Raw genomic sequence first — 19,090 nt, forward strand, 5'->3', positions numbered from 1 at the left:
TTGTTTTAGTTCAAGTTATCGACGCCTTTGCTTATATCAGGAGCAGAGGTGTCGATATTTATCTCATATACGAGTTACTTCAATCAAAGAGAATCAGTTATGTTTGATCTCGATCTGCTCTCGATTTTATTACCGGCCTTTGCCGCCGGAGTATTGGTGTTATCTACCCATGTTGTTCTCGGGCGTCAGGTATTAAAACGGGGCATCATTTTCATCGATCTGGCTATTGCTCAAGTGGCTGCTCTGGGGGCGATTGTCGCGCACCTGAACCATGATATTGAACATCTTCCCTTCTCAAATATCTGGATGCCGGCCCTGTTTGCTTTGGCTGGAGCGGCTTTTATTGCCTGGCTATCTAAACGAATGGCCGATGAGCTGGAAGCGATAATCGGGTGTTTCTATGTACTCGCTGCCGTGGCTGCCATGCTAATGTTATCTAATGATCCCCATGGCGCAGAGATGCTGAAACAGTTGATGTCTGGTCAGATCCTCTGGGTAAACTGGTCTCAACTTGTCCTTCCCGCCTCCGTGTCGGCAATCGTGCTGTCTGTGATCTATCTTAGACCCCGACTGCTTGATGGAAGTGGGTTTTATATTATGTTTGCTCTGGTCATCACCCTCTCTGTCGAACTGGTCGGAGTTTATCTGGTTTTCAGTACCCTTATACTACCCGCACTGGCGGTTAATAAGTTTGGCAGTAAATACCGTTTAGTCGCGGCTTATCTGGTGGGGCTAACTGGGTATATTTTCGGGTTAGTGCTATCGGCGAGTTTCGATCTGCCAAGCGGAGCGGCGATAGTCGCAACTCTTGCGGTCAGTGCCATATTGTTCAGGCTGGTGTTGGGGCTATTAAAGCCGAAACAGAGCGGTGGTTCGGATGAGGCTCAATTCGAATATAACCAAAATTAAACATGTGCCGTTAAACCAGGATTAAGCTTGAGCTTATATACTCTATGTGTGGTGTGAACTCTAATCTGAATTAAAGTTTAGCCTTGTTTCGTGTGATAGATTTGCCGATTAAATTTTGGTTGTGATTAGGGTGGGATTGGCCTTTCTCAGTCTACATATGTAAACAATATATTGAGTCGCATCACCTTGCTGGCTATACTGTCGGCACTGATATCAAGGGAGTTAGTTGTGCTTTTAATCCTCAGATCGTTGATTTTAGCAGTCATGTTACTGCTATCATTTGTTTTTGGTGGCCTTTTCTGTTTAATCAGACCGCGTCATCGTGACAATGTACACATGTTCGCTAAAATATTTTCTTTCGCTGCGCCGGTATTAGGTATCAAGGTGATTGTTCGTAAACCTGAAGTGAAAACAGAAGAACCGTGTGTCTTTCTTGCTAATCATCAAAATAATTTCGATATGTTCACCCATACTGCGGCGGTACCGAAAGGGACGGTGAGCTTAGGCAAAAAAAGTTTAGCCTGGGTGCCATTTTTCGGCCAGATCTACTGGTTGTCCGGTAATATCTTGATCGACAGAAAGAATCGCAGCAGAGCCTTCGACACCATGGCTCAAACGGCGAAAAAGATAAAAGAGAAGTGTCTCTCTATCTGGATCTTCCCTGAAGGTACACGCTCACGAGGCAAAGGCTTGCTACCATTTAAATCGGGTGCCTTTCATACAGCGATAGAAGCCGGGGTTGCTATGGTGCCTGTGCTTGCTTCTAACCAAGGCCATATAAAACTAAATCGCTGGAATAATGGCGTCGTGATCATAGAGATGATGGATCCTATTGAAACGAAAGGGTTAGCAAAATCTCAAGTCAAAGAGCTTTCATACAGAATTCATTCGATGATGTCTGCTCGACTGACGCAACTCAACATGGAAGCTACGGCCTTAATGGCTAAGTAACCTGAACTCGGGTTAAGCATGTGTTATAGGCAAGTGTATCTCGCATTTTCAATTGTGTTGCGTATAATCACACCAGAATTTTTATTGGGAGTTATTCATGTCAATTGATCGTTTACTTAAGGCACAGAAGCAGGAAAATCTGGAGATTGTTACGGCAATCTTAGATGATGGCTCAAAGCCTGATGCTGAGTACACAATCGAGCATCACTTTTCATCGACTAACTTCGACCGCCTGGAGAAAGCGGCGGTTGATGCTTTTAAAGCGGGTTTTGAGGTTAATGATGCCGAAGAGATGGAGCTTGAAGATGGTTCTGTTATCTTCTGTTTCGATGCTATCGCTCATCATAAGCTTGAAGTGGAAATGTTAGATAAAGCCTGTGAAGCGCTACTCGTGTTGGCTGCGAAGCAGAAAGTTGATTATGATGGTTGGGGAACCTTCTTCATCGATGAAGATGGTAACGAATACATTGACGACGATGAATACGTTGACGATGATGAAGAGTTTGAGGAAAAACCTGTTCATTGATCGATAGTGATTAATTTAAAAGTGCCCATCTCCGATGGGCATTTTTATTGGGCAGTGTTCTATTATTAGGGTTCTATTTTATTGTTCAATTTCGGCGAGGCTATTCAGCAGAATCCTGGTCGTAAATAACGCAATTATTTCGGCCCGACTCTTTGGCTTGGTACAATGCCCGATCGGCGTAGGCTAACCATTGGCCACTGTTTTCAAGCTGATCATTAATATCGCTGATCCCCATACTCACCGTGACTTTTATCGTTTCTTTTTCGAAGACGAGCTCTGATTTTTCAATTTTTTTCCTCAACCTATCTGCGAAGTTAAGTGCACCCTTGGCACACGTATGAGCAAGTACCACAGAGAACTCTTCCCCTCCGTATCGCCCCGCACAGTCGGTTTCACGTAAAGATTGTTTTAGCAGATGGGATATATGTTGGATGACTTTATCACCCGCTAAATGGCCATAGTTGTCGTTGATCTTCTTAAAGTGGTCAATATCAAACATGACCAGACTGGTTTTATCGCCGTAACGACTATGTCGGTCAAACTCTTTTTGCATACACATCTGCCAATGGCGACGGTTATGCAGTTGAGTTAAGCCGTCGGTCTGACTCAAATGCTCTAAACGCTCATTAGCTGCTTTCAGCTGTAATTTATTGATGGCAACATCGGTCACATCATAAACGATCAAACTGATATGGGTGATCTGTCCGGTTAGTGATGACAGCGGTAATAGAGTGACATTCTGGTACATGAAGTCAGCTCTACCTGTGATAGGGCGGTAGTTTTTAAACTTAAATACGTAGGGGCGCTGCTCCCAGCTGATAAAGGCACGATTTTTAAGCAGAAAAACCGATTCCATCTTCTGTTTTAACCAAGAAGCCGGTAGATAATCAAATTGCTCGAATAGATTAGAGCCCTTGATGGAGTTAGGAGAGACGCCGCTGTGGTTTTCCATAAAGCCATTCCAAAGCTGGATATCAAAATTTCTATCTAATACCACCAAGCCAACTTCAATGGTTTGAACCATATCTATCAACCAGTGGAGTTCGTTCATTGCGCTTTGGTCATATGACATATGATTGGTCCAACTTATTCAAACAGGTAACCGAGCTTAAAATTAAGCGTCGGTAGTGAGTCTTCGGTAAACAACAAGAGAAGATCGCATTGGATATCATGATCTTCGATGCGGTAATTGATCTCCATTGCCAGAGTGCGGGACCATTTTTCTGAATTATCATGGATCAGGTCATTGACCGTGCAGTGACGTCCAAGTACGACAGGGTGACTCTGGCTGAACTTCATATGAAGCTGTTCAGATATACCGTTCAAGAAGGCCCCGATAAGGACGTTACCTGTGTCAATCATCACCTCGATTTCGGTATTTCTATCTTCGGGGTTCGCCAGCCCCATCAACTTTGCCATGTCTTTAAACGAAGAGTCATGAAACAGTAACAGGGCTTCACCCGCCACCCCGGCACCGATAAACCCCTGACATAGGGCCGAAACGGTGCTGCGCTCTTCGGTGGCCTTGAGCGTCATGGTTAGCTCACTGACTTCGAGCACATTCACGTTGGGAATGGGTAAGAGTACAAATACATCAAGCAGTTTAGCCAGAAGGTCCGCCGCACGTCCCATAGCGACATTAGCGACCTCCTGACATGCATCTCTAAGATCGACTTCTATCATCGGGCTTTCGTTCGTCTCTTCGCCCAGAGCGATAGTCAGAATGCCGTACTCTTGCAGAATATTACTGATGGCATCGGCGCTAACCGGCTTTTGAATAAAATCCAGAGCACCTAAGGCTTTTACACGTTCATGGGCTTTGATTTGAATATCGCCGGAAACGACAATCACCAAGGCTGGAAGATCATCTTGCTGGATGGTTTGCAGCACCTCATAGCCATCCATTACCGGCATATTAAGGTCGAGAAAAACAACTTCGCCTTTACCGGCACGAATAGCCTCAATGCCTTCGGCACCATTGTTGGCAAAGGTTATTTCGACATCCCACTCTTTGGGAAGTGTTCGGGCCATCTGCTTTCTGGCCAGTGCAGAGTCATCGCATATGAGTACTGGGATCGGCATTATTCTTTTAACATCCTAATTTGCTCATATATTCAAGATAACACTTATTATTGAACTCGGTTGTTCAAATGATGAATTATGGGGCAGTAATTATTTTTATTTTTTGAGGCTCAACTCTTTTCGAACTATTTCAATGTGCTGAGTTCGGCGAGGATATTGCTATGTTTTATGGCTCAAGCCAGCGAAAATTCTCTATATCTATCCGTGAGGCCTTGAACAATTTCGCGATTTATCAATTCATGGGGAAACCCAGATCACCATTGTCTATCACTCTATGTGTAAATAGTAAATCAGAGTGCCATTTTTTTGACTGAAGTCAAACTTTCCCTATATGTTATCGCTATTAGTTAAATATTCCAAATATGTTAACCTTCAACTCTGGACAGACCAGTTTGAGCTGAGAGGATGAGATGGCAAGGAAGTATATTAAGTTACAAATAGTTAATGGAGTGGCACAAGTCGTTATAGATCGACCAGATAAATATAACGCGCTTAACTTCGCTATGTTTAAGGAGTTGGACGATGTTATCTCTGAGTTGAGAAAAGAGCTGACGGTTAGAGTGGTGATCTTATCGGGGGCTGGCGGAAACTTCAGTTCCGGTCTCGATGTGAAAAGTGTCATTCAATCGCCAATTCAGCCGGTCAAACTACTGTTCAAGTGGTTACCCGGCAATGCAAATTTGGCTCAAAGGGTCTCCTTCGGTTGGCGAAATTTACCTATTCCGGTGATTGCCGTTTTAGAGGGGTGTTGTTTTGGTGGAGGAATGCAGATCGCGCTAGGCGCGGATATTCGTATTGCGGCTGAAGATGCCCGGTTATCGATCATGGAGGCTAAGTGGGGCTTAGTACCTGATATGGCAGGCTTAGTGTCTCTCAGAGAGCTGGTAGGTAAAGATCAGGCTCTGCTCTTAACTATGACCGCTAAAATCATGTCGGCCCGTGAGTCTCTCGATAAGGGCCTCATTACTGAGATTGATAGCGAGCCCATGCAGAGAGCCTTGGCGCTAGCCAGCGAGATAGCCAACACATCACCGGATGCCAATGCGGCAATCAAGATGAGCATTAACCGCAGCTGGGGAGCGAGTGTCAGAAGTTTACTGTCCCGTGAATCTATCAGTCAGGTAAGGCTACTTTTAGGCGGTAATCGGATCATTGCGGCAAAGAGACAATCTCATAAAGCCAAGTCTGAAGCTGATGCTAGGTCTGGCAGTAAACCAGAGTACAAACAACGACAAGCATGGTGGTAAGCCTGAGTATAGGGCTGCGAAAAGCGGCTTGTTACTGATCAAACCTGATCATTTGGGTTAGATGGCTCTAAGGGTATGCCTTGTTAATTCGTTGAGCGAAGCCTTCAATCAGTTCCAGACAGGTTTGCCAGGCGGTCTCCTGAGTTCATATTGAATGACATCAGTTGCTGGTTAATTTTTGTTAGATGGCTCTAAGGGTATGCCTTGTTAATTCGTTGAGCGAAGCCTTCAATCAGTTCCAGACAGGTTTGCCAGGCGGTCTCCTGAGTTCATATTGAATGACATCAGTTGCTGGTTAATTTTTGTTAGATGGCTCTAAGGGTATGCCTTGTTAATTCGTTGAGCGAAGCCTTCAATCAGTTCCAGACAGGTTTGCCAGGCGGTCTCCTGAGTCAGATTGAGTGACATCAGTTGCTGGCTATATCGATATGGTGAGTTATGTGGGGAAAGCTCGCGCCTTATCTTTACCGTGTCCAGAGAGGCTCTATGTCCATCTCGCGATTGAATATCGAGTACAGGGATCTCCAGCTCGGCCAGCAATTTAGGTAGGGCCTGGTTCTCATCGATTTGACGCATAAATGGATTGATAACGACCAATATATCAGGTTTTGGCAGTTGATTCTTACTGAGCAGTGAGATAGTCAGACCCGCTCCCTGAGCCGTCGTGATGAGCATACGTTTTCCAGGATAGGGCTTACCCAAAGCATCGAGTTGGTCCATGGATGTAACGACAAATAGTTCCTGTTTCTCCCTTATTTTTTGCCAGTTTTCATCGGTGAACTGTTGAGTTGGCTCACTGCTCTTCTGGATCTCTTTTCCTTCCCCGGCCTTGGCGACCTCCTCTGGGCTGGTCGCAAAATTCGGTGTCATCACGCTGTTGGGCGGGGTTATCGAGATTGTTGCCCATCCCGTATGGGTCAACTCTCGCCTCAGAAATGCCTGAAGGCCTGCAGAGTCTGCATCCATGCCTGTATTGGCAAACATGATAGCCGCTCCCAGTTTTTTCTTACCTACCCAAGAGCGAATGAGTACCTCAGATTTTTGTTCACCGACATCGATTGAGATCACTTCGTCACTGGGCAGATAGTCATATTTCGACACTTTGTCAGCATCTTCTGCCCATGCTGTTGAAGAAGCAGTGGTAATAGCTAAAGAGATAAGCATAAAGCGAAAGGAAAACAGGCGGATAAGACTCATAGAGACCGAACTGAATGTTAATCTGGGATAGAGCAAGTATAACAGGTTGGAAAAGAAGGTCCTAGAATTCAGAAGCTAGGCGCTAGGTCCTAGAACCCAGCGCCTGGTACCTGATTAAGCGTGACTTACAAGAACTAAGCGAATCGCATCGAGTTGCAGCAGACAGCCATCGAGGTATCCATTGAGCTCATTCATCTGCTCACGGATATGCTCAAGCTCCTCATCACGGATGTTTGGGTTCACCGCTTTAAGGGCTTCGAGACGCTCTAACTCCAATGTGAGCTGAGAGGTCATCTTGGCTCTGGCACTATCGGCTAAGAGCTTTAGTTCAACTTCGGCAAACTCTTCGCCCTTGGCGAACAGAGGATGTAAAATCGTCTGCGACGCATTGACTAACTTGCTGGCTATATGACGGTTAACCGCACTGAGCTGCTTGTTAAAGCTCTCATAGGTCACATTGTCAGACAGGTTATTACCATTCTTATCCAGTAAGATACGTACCGGCGTTGGCGGCAGGTAACGGTATAACTGGCTGGACTTAGGCGCCGAAGCATCGGCCATGTAGATCAGCTCAAGGAAGATGGTTCCAGCCGGTAATGCCTTGTTCTTTAACACGGCAACACTGGTGGTACCCGTCTCAGATGAAGTGATCAGATCCAGTCCTGTCTGCACTATCGGGTGCTCTTGAGTGATAAGCGCAATATCGTCTCGCGACAATGCCATCTCTCTGTCGAAGGTGACTGTGATGCCATCTTCGGGAAGACCCGGATAGGTTGGGAACATCATGTGTTCACTCGGATTCAAGACGATAGCGTTTTCACCACAGTCCTCCTGCTCGACACCGATAACATCCCATAAGCGTATAACTGAGCCGATAAGCTGAGTATCTTCATCACGAGCGGCCAGGCTCTGTACTAACTTATTAGCCCGTTCGCCACCATGTGAGTTAATCTCAAGTAGCTTGTCCCGACCTTGCTCCATCACAGTTTTCAACTCTTTGTATCGAGTTTGGGTATGGTTAAGCAGCTCGGTGAGCGAGTCATCATTTTGATTAATCAGCACATCTAACAAGGGCTCTGCAAACTCACTGAAGAGAATATGTCCACTCGGACAAGTCTGTTCAAACGCGTTGAGTCCTTTGTGGTACCACTGCATCAAGCACTCTTGAGCCGTTTTTTCGAGGTAAGGTACGTGGATCTCGACATCATTGTTCTGACCGATACGGTCCAGACGGCCGATACGTTGCTCGAGCAGATCAGGGTTAAGTGGCAGATCGAACAGGATAAGCTGGCTGGCGAACTGGAAGTTACGACCTTCCGAACCAATTTCGCTACAGATAAGAGCCTGAGCACCACCCGTTTCTTGGGCAAAGTAGGCTCCCGCTTTATCGCGTTCAATGATAGACATACCTTCATGGAATACGGTCGTCTGAATACCTTCACGTGTACGCAATGCCTCTTCGAGGCTGAGCGCTGTTTCTGCCTGACTAGCAATGATCAGCACTTTCTTTCTGCGGTTTTCTTTTAAGAAATTGATGAGCCAGTCGACTCTGGGGTCGAACTTCCACCAACTGGCGCTGTTGCTGTCAAAATCCTGATAGATTTTTTCGGGACTCAGTGCTTGCTTAACTTTACCTTGAGTATCGAGATGGCCATTCATCATGGCACCGACGCGCGCGGCAGTGACATATTGAGATGGCATCGCCTGAGGATACGCATTGAAGATACGGGTCGGGAAGCCTTTTACCGAGGCACGACTGTTACGGTACAGGACGCGGCCGGTACCGTGTCTGTCCAGTAGCTCCTGCAAAAGTTCATCGCGGGCATCTTGCTGTTGATCGGGATCGATATCTGTCGCCTGAATCACGTTAATGCTAGGTGTGATATCTTTTTCAGACAGTAACTCTGTAAGGCTATTGATAGCATCGTCGGGTAGCTTATTTCCGCTGGCCAGGGCGTCGGCGGCACTGGCAACATCTTTATAGCTGCTCTCCTCTTTAAGGAACGCCTCATAGTCGTAGAAACGATCCGGATCCAGCAGACGTAAACGGGCAAAGTGACTCTGATGGCCCAATTGATCCGGGGTCGCTGTCAACAAGAGAACGCCGGGGACGACTTCACTGAGTGCTTCTACGACACGATATGCACGGCTAGGCGCATCTTCGGTCCACTCCAGGTGATGAGCTTCATCGACGACCATCAGATCCCAGTCGGCATCCAAGGCTTGCTCTAAGCGTTTTTTCTTACGCAGAAGTTCGAGTGAACAGATAACCAGTTGTTCGGTATAGAAAGGGTTATCATTATCGGCATAGGCTTCGATGCATCTATCTTCATCGAAGACTGAGAATTTGAGGTTAAACCTACGCAGCATTTCGACCAGCCATTGATGGCGTAGTGTATCGGGTACGATAACCAGAATACGTTCGGCGCGACCGGTAAGCAGTTGCTGATGAATAATCAGACCCGCTTCAATCGTCTTACCCAGTCCCACCTCATCGGCCAGTAATACCCGGGGGGCAAAACGGCGTCCGACTTCATGGGCAATCCACTGCTGATGAGGGATCAGACCGACTCTTGGGCCCTGTAAGCCAAGAAGATCGGAGGTTGCTAACTTGTGTCTTAATAACTGGCATTGATAGCGGACGCCGAAACGTTCGAGGCGATCAATTTGTCCGGCAAAGAGTCTATCTTGTGGTTTATTGAAACGAATATTATGGTTAAGCAAGGTCTCTCTCAGACTGGCCTGCTCACCGGTTTCGCTATGAATACCATGATAGATAATGAGGTTATCTTTCTCCTCGACTTCACTAACGGTCAGGCTCCAGCCTTCGTGGCTTTCGGCTTTATCGCCCGGATTAAAAATAACACGAGTTAAGGGAGCATCGGTGCGTGAGAACAATCTATTCTCATCCGTTGCCGGAAACATCAGGGTGACCATACGGCCTTCCAGTGCGACTACTGTACCTAAACCAAGTTCAGATTCGGTATCACTTATCCAGCGTTGACCTAAGGAAAAGGGCATTACTTATTTCTCATCTACAGGGTGAATCTCGAGGGGCGCGTATTTTTACCCAAACTCCCTCAAAGTGCAAGGCTCACGGCTCGGTCGCTTGAACAAAATCGGGTACCATTTCGGGCTAATGCTCCTCTTATCGGAATAAGTCCTTTTCAGTCGTGCTAACGCAGTCATGGCGAGCGGAGCAACTCCCGCAAGGCGAGGGGCATCTGGCATTAAGTGTAGCAAGTTTTTTGTACTTATTGTTCAATTAAAAACGAGTTAACGGTGCGAAATTATTGAATCTAAACTTGAGCATGAGCTGGGCAGCTTGGCTGTTTTACTGTGAAAATTAGCCTATGGCTTGGGTATAACCAAGGTGCTCTCAATTATAGAAAGTTCTAAGTAAGTGATTGATGCGTTACTGTATTGGTGTCAGTATGGATTTAGGTGGTAGCTTTTTTATTGCTGAATTCACTGACCGTTTATTCATACTTGTTATTTATACCCCACATATACAGGAGCAGCTGCAAAGATCTCAACATCAGACCGATAGAAATTATGGAGGCGCCATGGAACAAGACGACAGAAAGTTGTTTGTACTGGATACCAATGTATTACTACATGAACCCTTAGCTATCTATTCATTTAAAGAGCATGATGTAGTGGTCCCGATGACAGTTCTGGAAGAACTGGATCAGATTAAAGATAGAAAACGCGATGTAAGTAGAGATGCCCGGGTGGCGATCAGAGCACTCGAAGATATTCTTGGCAACAAAACGACCCCCGAGGAGATAGTTCAAGGCGTTAAACTTCCCCGGCGAGAAGATCATGGTGATGCTTGCGGCACACTCGCTATCTTCCCCGATCATCAACTCGAACAGACCGAATCATCACTTCCCCTGAACAATAACGACAACCGTATTATCAACACGGCTTTACACCTGCAAAAACTCCATCATCCTCGCACAGTCGTTTTGGTGACGAAAGATATCAATATGCGCCTCAAAGCCAAGGGGGCCGGGATCATATTGGTTGAAGATTATCGTACCGACCAGTTGATCGATGATATTCGCTTCTTAACCAAGGGCTTTCACCAGTTTAGTGGCGATTTTTGGGAGAGAAAGGAGCACGTCTCTACCGAAACTCATGGCCGGCACACCTACCATACTGTTCCGGTTGCCGAGGTGGGTGATGAAAACTTCTATAGCAATCAATATCTTTTTGATGAGGATTCGAACTTTTGTGGTCGAGTCGTTGAGCGTGGCGACACAGACCTGAAATTACTGGATCTGGGTAAAGATAGACTCCTTAATCTCGATGCATGGGGGATAAGGCCTAAGAATATCTATCAGGGCATGGCTCTGCAGGCGTTGCTCGATCCCGATATCGATCTGGTCATTCTGACCGGGCCGGCGGGCTGTGGTAAGACGCTATTGGCTATGGCCGCAGCATTGGAGTTGGTGGTAGAACGAGGCATGTATGAAAAGGTCATCGTCACCCGAAATACACCGGAAATCGCCGAGTCCATAGGCTTCTTGCCGGGTACCGAGGAGGAGAAGATGGCACCCTGGCTTGCGGCCATTACCGATACTCTCGAGGTGCTGCACAAGAATGATGTTAACCCTAGCGGTAGCATGAATTACATCATGGATAAGGCTAACATTCAGTTTAAGTCCATCAACTTTATGAGAGGACGTTCTATTCAGAATTCGGTCGTGCTGTTGGATGAGTGTCAAAACCTGACAGCGTCTCAGATCAAAACCATGATCACCCGAATGGGAGAGGGAACTAAGCTCATCTGTAGTGGTAACTTGTCTCAGATTGATACCAACTATCTAACTGCAGTTACATCGGGATTAACCTATATTGTCGAGCGGTTTAAAGACTTCGAGGGCAGCGCCAATATCTACCTCAATGGTGTTGTTCGCTCACGTTTGGCCGAGTTTGCCGAGGAGAACTTGTAGCGTCATCGATTCGAATATGATGTTGAAGTTTTCAGCTTGATATTAAACCAATAAGGCCTGGGTTTAACCCGGGCCTTTTCTCTATGAAGCTTATCTTTATGAAATAAGTCTTGTAACAAATGTGACTTAAGCCGATGCACACACTTATTGCATGCCATTAAAACTCTAATCACCTCTGTATCAAACTGTAAGGCTTTAGTTTACGAAAAGTCGTTTATCTGACCTTAGTTAACTTTTTATACTAATATAATGTATTCCAACCCGCTATCTTCCTGATACTATATATACCCAAACAACCTCGATATGCAGGATTCAGCATGTCGAGAAGTGACAGAGTTCAAGGCATGAAATTGCAGTACTAGTCATTCTAATTCAATATTTCATAACGCAGAGACATGTTGCTTCTCGGCTTGCCCTTCGGGAGCTTCCGTAGAATCCCTGCACTGCGTTAGTGATATTGAAAAGGGAATAACCATTCTCTTCATCACTGCCTTGTTCAGTTATCCTACGGGAGCTCTGAAACGAGCATTTTGAAGTAGCTTGGGTATAGTTAATGAATTCATATGGCCCTGGCGGGATGTGCTGGGGAGATATCGCTTTATTCAAGGGTCATGAATGAAACCGACTGAGCAGGATCTTCAACTGAAGTCGCCGATACAGAAAAACTACAATCGTGCTGTTTTTTATACCTATATTGGTGTCATCATCATGGCGTTGGTCACGGCATGGTTTTTCTTCGAGCGAGAAAAAACGCACCTGATGGAGATGAGAGAGGAGCAAGTTGAACGTCATGTACGTCAAATTGACCTGCTACTCGAGTCCAGTATCCGCGCGGTGAAGAGTCTCAGGAATGTGGCGGTGGATCATTTGCGACTAGGTGAGCTCGTTCGTAGTGACAGGCTGCCTCAGTATGAAAAATTCAATGAAAGCGGACAGTTTTTCACCTTAGAGCCCAGTTATGCCAAAACCGGTGAACCTTTTACCAACATGGGGCGTATCACCGGCACAGGTTCGCTCAATGGCCGCAGCGACAAGTTTTATCAAGAACTGGAGATGCTATTTGAGTTGTCACTCTCCTTTCCGGTTGCCAAAGAAGCGGCCCCCAAAGCCTCCTCGATCTATTACATCTCTAAGCGCCGCATCATGTCCTATTTCCCCTGGCCATCGGATGAGCAAAGGTTCAGGGAAGAGCTACTCAACAAGAACCAGTTTCAGTTAGCTACGCCGGCCATGAACCCACAGCGAAGTGTGTTCTGGAGCCCGGCTTATGTCGATCCTACCGATAAGGGCTTGTTGACGACAATAGGTGTACCCATCTATCTTCAGGATGAGTTTATCGGCTCTATTAACCTGGATATGACGCTGGCATCACTGTCCAAACAGATTCGGCTCTATTTTAAGATGCCGGGTACGGTTATCTTGCTGGATCAGAATAACAATATTCTCTCCCATAACGGTAATGATGCGACCAATATCAGCCGGGTGTTTCATATCAGTCAGAAGATCCCGTCCGAACTGCACTCGGTACCGGAATCTGAACTGTTCGATGCCCATGAGGGGATCATTCGCAACGGTTACTATATCCATTCGGTTGCCCTGCAAAATACTCCCTGGCGATTACTCTACCTGCAGGATGAAGATGAACTCTTCATGGATTCCTGGGAAAAACTGGAGCTGACCTTTATCTTGGTAGTGTTGGCCCTGTCGATCTTGGTCACCATAGTTCACTGGCAAACGCGGCGCTCTTTCGTGAACCCCGCTTCCCGCTTGCTGACTCACCTCGAAGGTTGCTCCCAAGAGCCGAGAAAGCCACCGGAGACTATCACTTTGGGTTGGGAGCCCTGGTTCCAGCTGGTGAGTCGCATTTTCGAAGAAAATCAGCAGTACACACGACACCTGGCGGAGCAAAATCGTCGTCTGGATAAGCTGGTGGCACGTCGCACCGAGAGGCTAAAAGAGACCACCGAGCGTCGTGAACGGGAATACGCACTACTTCGTTCACTGTTCGACTCCATTCCAGAAGCGATTGTATTTAAAGATAAAGAGGGCAAGTACTTAGGCTGCAATAAGTCTGCCGAGCGTATGCTGGGTTACACCGAGAGTGAGATGATAGGGCAGGAGAGCATTAGGCTGACTACCGATGAGCAATCGGTGCGGATTAAGGCTGAAGATGAGCGAGTGCTGTCAGAACGGACGCCGCTACGTTATCAGGAGAAAGTCGAGCTTGCGGGCAAGCCGGTACTGCTCGATACATTGAAATTGCCTTTCTATAATCGCCGTGGCGAACTGCTGGGCTTGATTGCCGTATGGCGTGATGTGACCCGAGAATATGAGTCGGCCGAACAACTCAGATTATCTGAAGAGCGTTATCATCTGGCCATGGATGCGGTAGAAGATGGTTTATGGGACTGGTACTTAGACTCTGAGCAGATCATCTGTAATCCGGCCTATTACTCTATGCTGGGCTACAAGAGTAATGAGTTTCCCGCGCTGGTTTCCACCTTAGATGACTTGATTCATCCTGATGACCGTATCCGTGTCGAAGAGTATCGCGACCAGTACCTGTCGGATCCTATCGGTGCCTACGATATCGAGTTCAGAATGCGTGGTAAGAGTGGTCATTACCACTGGGTTCTCTCTCGAGGTCGAGTGGTCGAGTTTACTGTCGATAACCAACCTAAACGTATGGTCGGAACCCATAAAGACATTACCCGCCATAAGAGTAACGAAGTGGCCATGCTGGAAGCCAAGCAAGATGCCGAATCCGCTAACCTCTATAAGAGTGAATTCCTGGCTAATATGAGTCATGAAATTCGTACACCGATGAACGCTATCATAGGTATGTTACAGCTCGCTCAGCGCACATCACTGACGCCTCAACAGGAAGATTATCTGGATAAAGCCGGATTTTCGGCTCAGTCACTGCTGCGAATTATTAACGATATTCTCGATTTCTCAAAAATTGAAGCCGGTAAGTTAGAGTTGGAAAGGGTGGGGTTCCCGCTGGACAAGGTGCTGGATCATGCGCTCGATCTTAATGCCTTAAAAGCACAGCAAAAAGGCGTTGAACTGCTGCTCTATGCGCCAGTGACGGCTGGACTGATCCTGGAAGGCGATCCCTTGCGTCTCGGACAGGTCTTGATCAACATGCTCTCTAACGCGGTTAAGTTTACCCAAAGTGGTGAGATTGAGCTTGGCTGTGAAGATGTGGGTGAACGCGACCATAGAATCACCCTGAAGTTTTGGGTACGCGATACCGGTATCGGTATCAGCAAAGAGCAGCAAGCCAGCCTGTTCGATGCCTTCGCTCAGGCCGATGGCTCAACCACCAGAAAGTATGGCGGCACGGGGCTGGGTCTCTCTATCAGTAAACACCTGGTGTCTATGATGGGCGGCAAGATGCAGGTTCAGAGTGAGATGGGGGTTGGAAGTACCTTCAGCTTTACCATTAGCTTCGAGATCGCCGAAGAAGCTGAAATTAAGCCTATGATCGTACCTGAAAAATTAGGCAATCTTAAGACCTTAGTGGTGGATGATAATCCGACTGCACTGCAAATTTACTCTTCAGTCATGCAAGATTTCCACTTCGAGGTGGACACGGCGGCGAGTGGTTCTGAGGCTATCTACAAGCTAGGCAGATCTTCGGTGGATCTGTTACTGCTCGATTGGATGATGCCGGAGATGGACGGTATCGCCGTGATAGATGAGCTGGATCGTATGGTTGCCGATGGTCGATTAGATAAGCGTCCAATCGTCATCATGATGACGGCGTACGCGGCCGAGCCACTGCAAAAAGATGTCGAGAAATCGAATATCTTCGCCATGTTGCAAAAGCCTTTCAAAGCATCTGCACTATTCGATGAGATTATCTCGGCCTTTGCCGATGAACCTAAACTTAACCCGGTCGTTGAGTTGCCGGTAGAGACGGTGGATGAAGACGCCGGTAGGGTCTTGTTAGTCGAAGATAACTTTATTAACCAGCAGGTGGCCACAGAGCTACTCAAGAGCGCGGGTTATGAGGTGGATGTGGCCGAAAATGGTCAGATAGCTATCGATATGATCGAAGAGAAAGAGTTCGATGCTGTACTCATGGATATTCAGATGCCGGTGATGGACGGATTGACGGCAACGAAAGAGCTGCGTAAGCGCTATAGTTCGACAGAGCTACCTATTATCGCCATGACGGCACATGCCATGTCAGGCGACAGGGAGAAGAGTTTGTCGGCCGGAATGAATGCGCACATAACTAAACCCATAGTGCTTAATGAGTTATTTGATACATTAAGTCATTGGATTAATCATAAAGACTAATCTCTTAAAGAGAGAAGCTGAAGGAAGTGTTGGCCTGAGTCGAGTGGATAACTCCCGCTTATAGCAATCGAGGGATTGAAATAAGCGGGAGGTGTTGAATTAATTGCACTTGAGACCGACTCGAGAGCAGTTTAAGCTCTTTGAGCTAATAAAAAGTAGATCGTAAAAAACCGAGCATAAGAAACAGGTCATAAGATATAGATCATAAGTACAGCTAAAAACAAAAAACAAAAAACAAAAAACAAAAAACAAAAAACAAAAAACAAAAAACAAAAAATCGATGAAGCTGTAGCCCCCATTCAAGGAGATCAAATGAAGCCCTATAACATCGCATTGGCGATTGCACTGATATCTATCCCTGCCGCCAACGTGTTTGCCGCGCCGACAAATACCGCCACCATCATAAAAAAGAGTCAGTCTGCCAAAGGTTTTATTAATCTCTTTTACTCTAAAGCTGATGGTGAGTTATACCTCGAGGCTAATAAGCTTAATCAACCCTTTCTGCTGCTGACCAGTTTACCCCAGGGGGTCGGTTCTAACGACATCGGACTCGATCGTGGCCAACTAGGTTATACACGTATGGTGCAGTTCGAGCGCCACGGTCCTTACCTGCTCCTTAAGCAACTCAATACTCAATATCGCGCGAGTACAGATAACAGCGCCGAGCAAAGAGCCGTAAAAGAGGCGTTCGCCGAGTCGGTTCTGTGGCGTGGAAAGGTCATTGATGGTAAGAGAGACCTGGTCTCGATCAATGAATTGGTAGTGAGCGATCTTTACGGAATAGCCTCGACTCTGGAGCAGACAAAGCAGGGAAGTTACCAACTCGACAAGGCGCGGTCGCTTATCTTACCCGAAGGGGTCAAGTCCTTCGAGCGTAACAGCGACGTCGATGTGCTGCTTTCATTTAACAGTAAAAAAGCCGGGGAGTATGTTGCTCAGGTCACCCCCGATGGTAAACATATGTCGGTGCGCCTGCGCTACTCGTTTATAGCGCTGCCAGAAGAGGGGTATACCGCAAGAGATTACCACCCCATGAGTGGTTACCTCTCGGATGAATACTTAGATTATGGCACCGAGGTGGATGAGGATATTCGTCAGCGTCATCTATTGCGTCATCGATTGCAGAAGGTGACACCGGGCGATGCGCCCAGCGAAGTGGTTAAACCTATCACCTACTATCTCGACCCAGGTGTGCCCGAGCCTATTCGTAGCGCCCTGTTAGAGGGGGCGAACTGGTGGGAAGAGGCGTTTACTCAGGCAGGCTTTATTGGTGGCTTTAAAGTTGAACTGCTTCCTGAGGATGTCGATCCTCAGGATATCCGCTACAACGTGATCCAATGGGTACATAGGGCAACCCGTGGCTGGTCTTACGGCTCTGCAGTGGCCGATCCCAGAACCGGTGAGATCATCAAGGGGCATGTCACCTTGGGTAGTCAGCGCGTACGTCAGGATCACCTTATCGCTCGCGGCCTAACGGCGGGCTGGGAAGATAGAGCGGCGGCCGATGAAGCGGCTATGTCACTCTCACTCGCCCGAATTCGCCAGCTTGCGGCCCACGAGGTCGGTCATACTCTCGGGTTCGATCATAACTTTGCCGCCTCGAGTAATGACAATGCGTCTGTGATGGATTACCCCCATCCACAGGTGACGTTACAGGGAGATAAGATCGACATTTCGGCTCCCTATGGAGTAGGACTCGGCAGTTGGGACAAGGTTATGGTCGAGTACGGCTATAGTGAATATGGCGATGAAGCCCAGGAGTCGACTCAGCTTTCGGCACTGATGAAAAAGATGCAAATGGACGGCCTGCGTTTTATTGGGGAAGCAGATTCCCGCGCTAAAGGTGCCAGTCATGCCTATGCGAGTCTGTGGGATAACGGCAGCGATCCTGTCGCCGAGTTGATCCGACTCGGTAAGGTGCGGGCACAGGCGATTGAGGATTTCTCAAACCTGGCTCTGTTAGCTAAGCAGCCGATGGGAGAGCTCAGTGACGCCTTTGTGCCGATCTATCTGCTGACCCGTTATCAGATAGCTGCTGCGGCTAAGTTTATCGGCGGTACCGATTACAATTATTATGATGGCATGGACGGCGAGTCCTGGCATTACCTTGCTCCGCAACTGCAGAAGAGTGCCCTGGATGCTCTGGTACAAACACTGCAGCCATCGGCTTTGACGATCTCCCAGCAACTGCAGGAAGCCTTAGTGCCTAAATCGGGCAACTATAATCGCAGTCGGGAAAGTTTCGATTCCGGCCTGGGAGTGATAAATGACCCACTGGGGATGGCCGAAGTATTAAGCCGTCACACCGTCAAACAACTCTTTGCATCAGAGCGAATAAACCGGGTCAATCAGGCTTATCTGAACGATAAAGAGCAGCTCTCGGTTCCCGCTATCGTGGACAAACTGCTAGGCAACACGCTCTATGCCGATATTCCCACCGGACCAGAGTTGGGCGTCTGGATGCGCGTTAATAGTGTCATCATCGATGAGCTGCTGTCGGCATACCACGATGAACGGACTCGCCCGGAAGTGAAGGCACAACTTGCAGATAGATTGCGTTATACCCTTAAGCAACTCAAACGCAAAGTTAAACGTGCCAGTGCCTATGAGGCCGCTCATTTCTCCTGGTTAGCCGATGGGGTCGAGAGAGGGCTGAAAGACGCAAAAGTTAAGCTGATCGATAAGCCACTTAAGATGCCTCCTGGCTCGCCGATCTAATCACTTCTCTACGGACCTATTATTGAACTGCAAGGTCAGCCGGTGAAATGAAAAATCCCGACCCACATCAGTGGGCCGGGAGCGCCGGGAAGCAGTTTTTATCAATTCATTAAGCTATCAATTCATCAAGCTTTCTTCTCAATTAATCAGGCCTCATTAACCTCCTTTATACCAATTGCATCAAGTAC

At 47.2% G+C, this 19,090-nt stretch carries 11 protein-coding genes; 7 read left to right on the top strand and 4 right to left on the bottom strand.

All coding sequences use genetic code 11. The features are described 5' to 3' along the window. Positions 1 to 99 precede the first annotated feature (99 nt). From SSED_RS03205 to rraB, 3 genes are all read left to right on the top strand, one after another. Positions 100 to 909, top strand: coding sequence for a metal ABC transporter permease (locus SSED_RS03205; RefSeq protein WP_041421518.1), 810 nt, complete (start codon positions 100 to 102; stop codon positions 907 to 909). A 228-nt stretch (positions 910 to 1,137) separates the two neighbouring features. Next, entirely contained in the window at positions 1,138 to 1,860 is a 723-nt protein-coding gene (locus SSED_RS03210; RefSeq protein WP_012140968.1) for a 1-acylglycerol-3-phosphate O-acyltransferase, read from the top strand. Positions 1,861 to 1,957: 97 nt separating this feature from the next. Further along, positions 1,958 to 2,386: a ribonuclease E inhibitor RraB gene (gene rraB, locus SSED_RS03215; RefSeq protein WP_012140969.1), complete on the top strand. Its 429-nt coding sequence runs from the start codon at positions 1,958 to 1,960 to the stop codon at positions 2,384 to 2,386. 100 nt (positions 2,387 to 2,486) lie between these two features. On the opposite strand, the gene SSED_RS03220 is transcribed toward rraB, so the two are convergent. Both SSED_RS03220 and SSED_RS03225 read right to left on the bottom strand, forming a co-directional pair. Beyond that, complete coding sequence (locus tag SSED_RS03220; protein ID WP_012140970.1) at positions 2,487 to 3,458, bottom strand: GGDEF domain-containing protein; 972 nt, start codon at positions 3,456 to 3,458, stop codon at positions 2,487 to 2,489. Between the two features lie 14 nt (positions 3,459 to 3,472). Further along, on the bottom strand, positions 3,473 to 4,468 hold the full coding sequence (locus SSED_RS03225) for a response regulator (RefSeq protein ID WP_012140971.1): 996 nt from the start codon (positions 4,466 to 4,468) through the stop codon (positions 3,473 to 3,475). Positions 4,469 to 4,878: 410 nt separating this feature from the next. On the opposite strand from SSED_RS03225, the gene SSED_RS03230 reads away from it, so the two are divergent. Further along, on the top strand, positions 4,879 to 5,715 hold the full coding sequence (locus SSED_RS03230; protein ID WP_012140972.1) for a crotonase/enoyl-CoA hydratase family protein: 837 nt from the start codon (positions 4,879 to 4,881) through the stop codon (positions 5,713 to 5,715). A 315-nt stretch (positions 5,716 to 6,030) separates the two neighbouring features. Here SSED_RS03230 and SSED_RS03235 read toward each other — a convergent pair whose 3' ends face one another. Continuing rightward, entirely contained in the window at positions 6,031 to 6,912 is an 882-nt protein-coding gene (locus tag SSED_RS03235; protein WP_012140973.1) for a DUF3530 family protein, read from the bottom strand. A gap of 114 nt (positions 6,913 to 7,026) precedes the next feature. Beyond that, positions 7,027 to 9,933 carry an RNA polymerase-associated protein RapA gene (rapA, locus tag SSED_RS03240; RefSeq protein WP_012140974.1) on the bottom strand — a complete coding sequence of 969 codons (2,907 nt, stop codon included), beginning with the start codon at positions 9,931 to 9,933 and terminating at the stop codon, positions 7,027 to 7,029. Between the two features lie 545 nt (positions 9,934 to 10,478). On the opposite strand from rapA, the gene SSED_RS03245 reads away from it, so the two are divergent. From SSED_RS03245 to SSED_RS03255, 3 genes are all read left to right on the top strand, one after another. Next, on the top strand, positions 10,479 to 11,873 hold the full coding sequence (locus tag SSED_RS03245) for a PhoH family protein (protein ID WP_012140975.1): 1,395 nt from the start codon (positions 10,479 to 10,481) through the stop codon (positions 11,871 to 11,873). A gap of 615 nt (positions 11,874 to 12,488) precedes the next feature. Beyond that, entirely contained in the window at positions 12,489 to 16,184 is a 3,696-nt protein-coding gene (locus SSED_RS03250) for a response regulator (protein WP_041421519.1), read from the top strand. A 312-nt stretch (positions 16,185 to 16,496) separates the two neighbouring features. Then, positions 16,497 to 18,902: a zinc-dependent metalloprotease gene (locus SSED_RS03255; RefSeq protein ID WP_012140977.1), complete on the top strand. Its 2,406-nt coding sequence runs from the start codon at positions 16,497 to 16,499 to the stop codon at positions 18,900 to 18,902. The last annotated feature ends 188 nt before the right edge of the window (positions 18,903 to 19,090 follow it).

The sequence above is a fragment of the Shewanella sediminis HAW-EB3 genome (assembly GCF_000018025.1).
Classification (GTDB): Bacteria; Pseudomonadota; Gammaproteobacteria; order Enterobacterales; family Shewanellaceae; genus Shewanella; species Shewanella sediminis.

Excerpts from the sequence above, each read along its gene's own strand:
- SSED_RS03205 (WP_041421518.1), top strand. The coding sequence starts at position 100 with ATGTTTGATCTCGATCTGCTCTCGATTTTATTACCGGCCTTTGCCGCC.
- rraB (WP_012140969.1), top strand. The coding sequence starts at position 1,958 with ATGTCAATTGATCGTTTACTTAAGGCACAGAAGCAGGAAAATCTGGAG.
- SSED_RS03220 (WP_012140970.1), bottom strand. The coding sequence starts at position 3,458 with ATGTCATATGACCAAAGCGCAATGAACGAACTCCACTGGTTGATAGAT.
- SSED_RS03225 (WP_012140971.1), bottom strand. The coding sequence starts at position 4,468 with ATGCCGATCCCAGTACTCATATGCGATGACTCTGCACTGGCCAGAAAG.
- SSED_RS03230 (WP_012140972.1), top strand. The coding sequence starts at position 4,879 with ATGGCAAGGAAGTATATTAAGTTACAAATAGTTAATGGAGTGGCACAA.
- SSED_RS03235 (WP_012140973.1), bottom strand. The coding sequence starts at position 6,912 with ATGAGTCTTATCCGCCTGTTTTCCTTTCGCTTTATGCTTATCTCTTTA.
- rapA (WP_012140974.1), bottom strand. The coding sequence starts at position 9,933 with ATGCCCTTTTCCTTAGGTCAACGCTGGATAAGTGATACCGAATCTGAA.
- SSED_RS03245 (WP_012140975.1), top strand. The coding sequence starts at position 10,479 with ATGGAACAAGACGACAGAAAGTTGTTTGTACTGGATACCAATGTATTA.
- SSED_RS03250 (WP_041421519.1), top strand. The coding sequence starts at position 12,489 with ATGAAACCGACTGAGCAGGATCTTCAACTGAAGTCGCCGATACAGAAA.
- SSED_RS03255 (WP_012140977.1), top strand. The coding sequence starts at position 16,497 with ATGAAGCCCTATAACATCGCATTGGCGATTGCACTGATATCTATCCCT.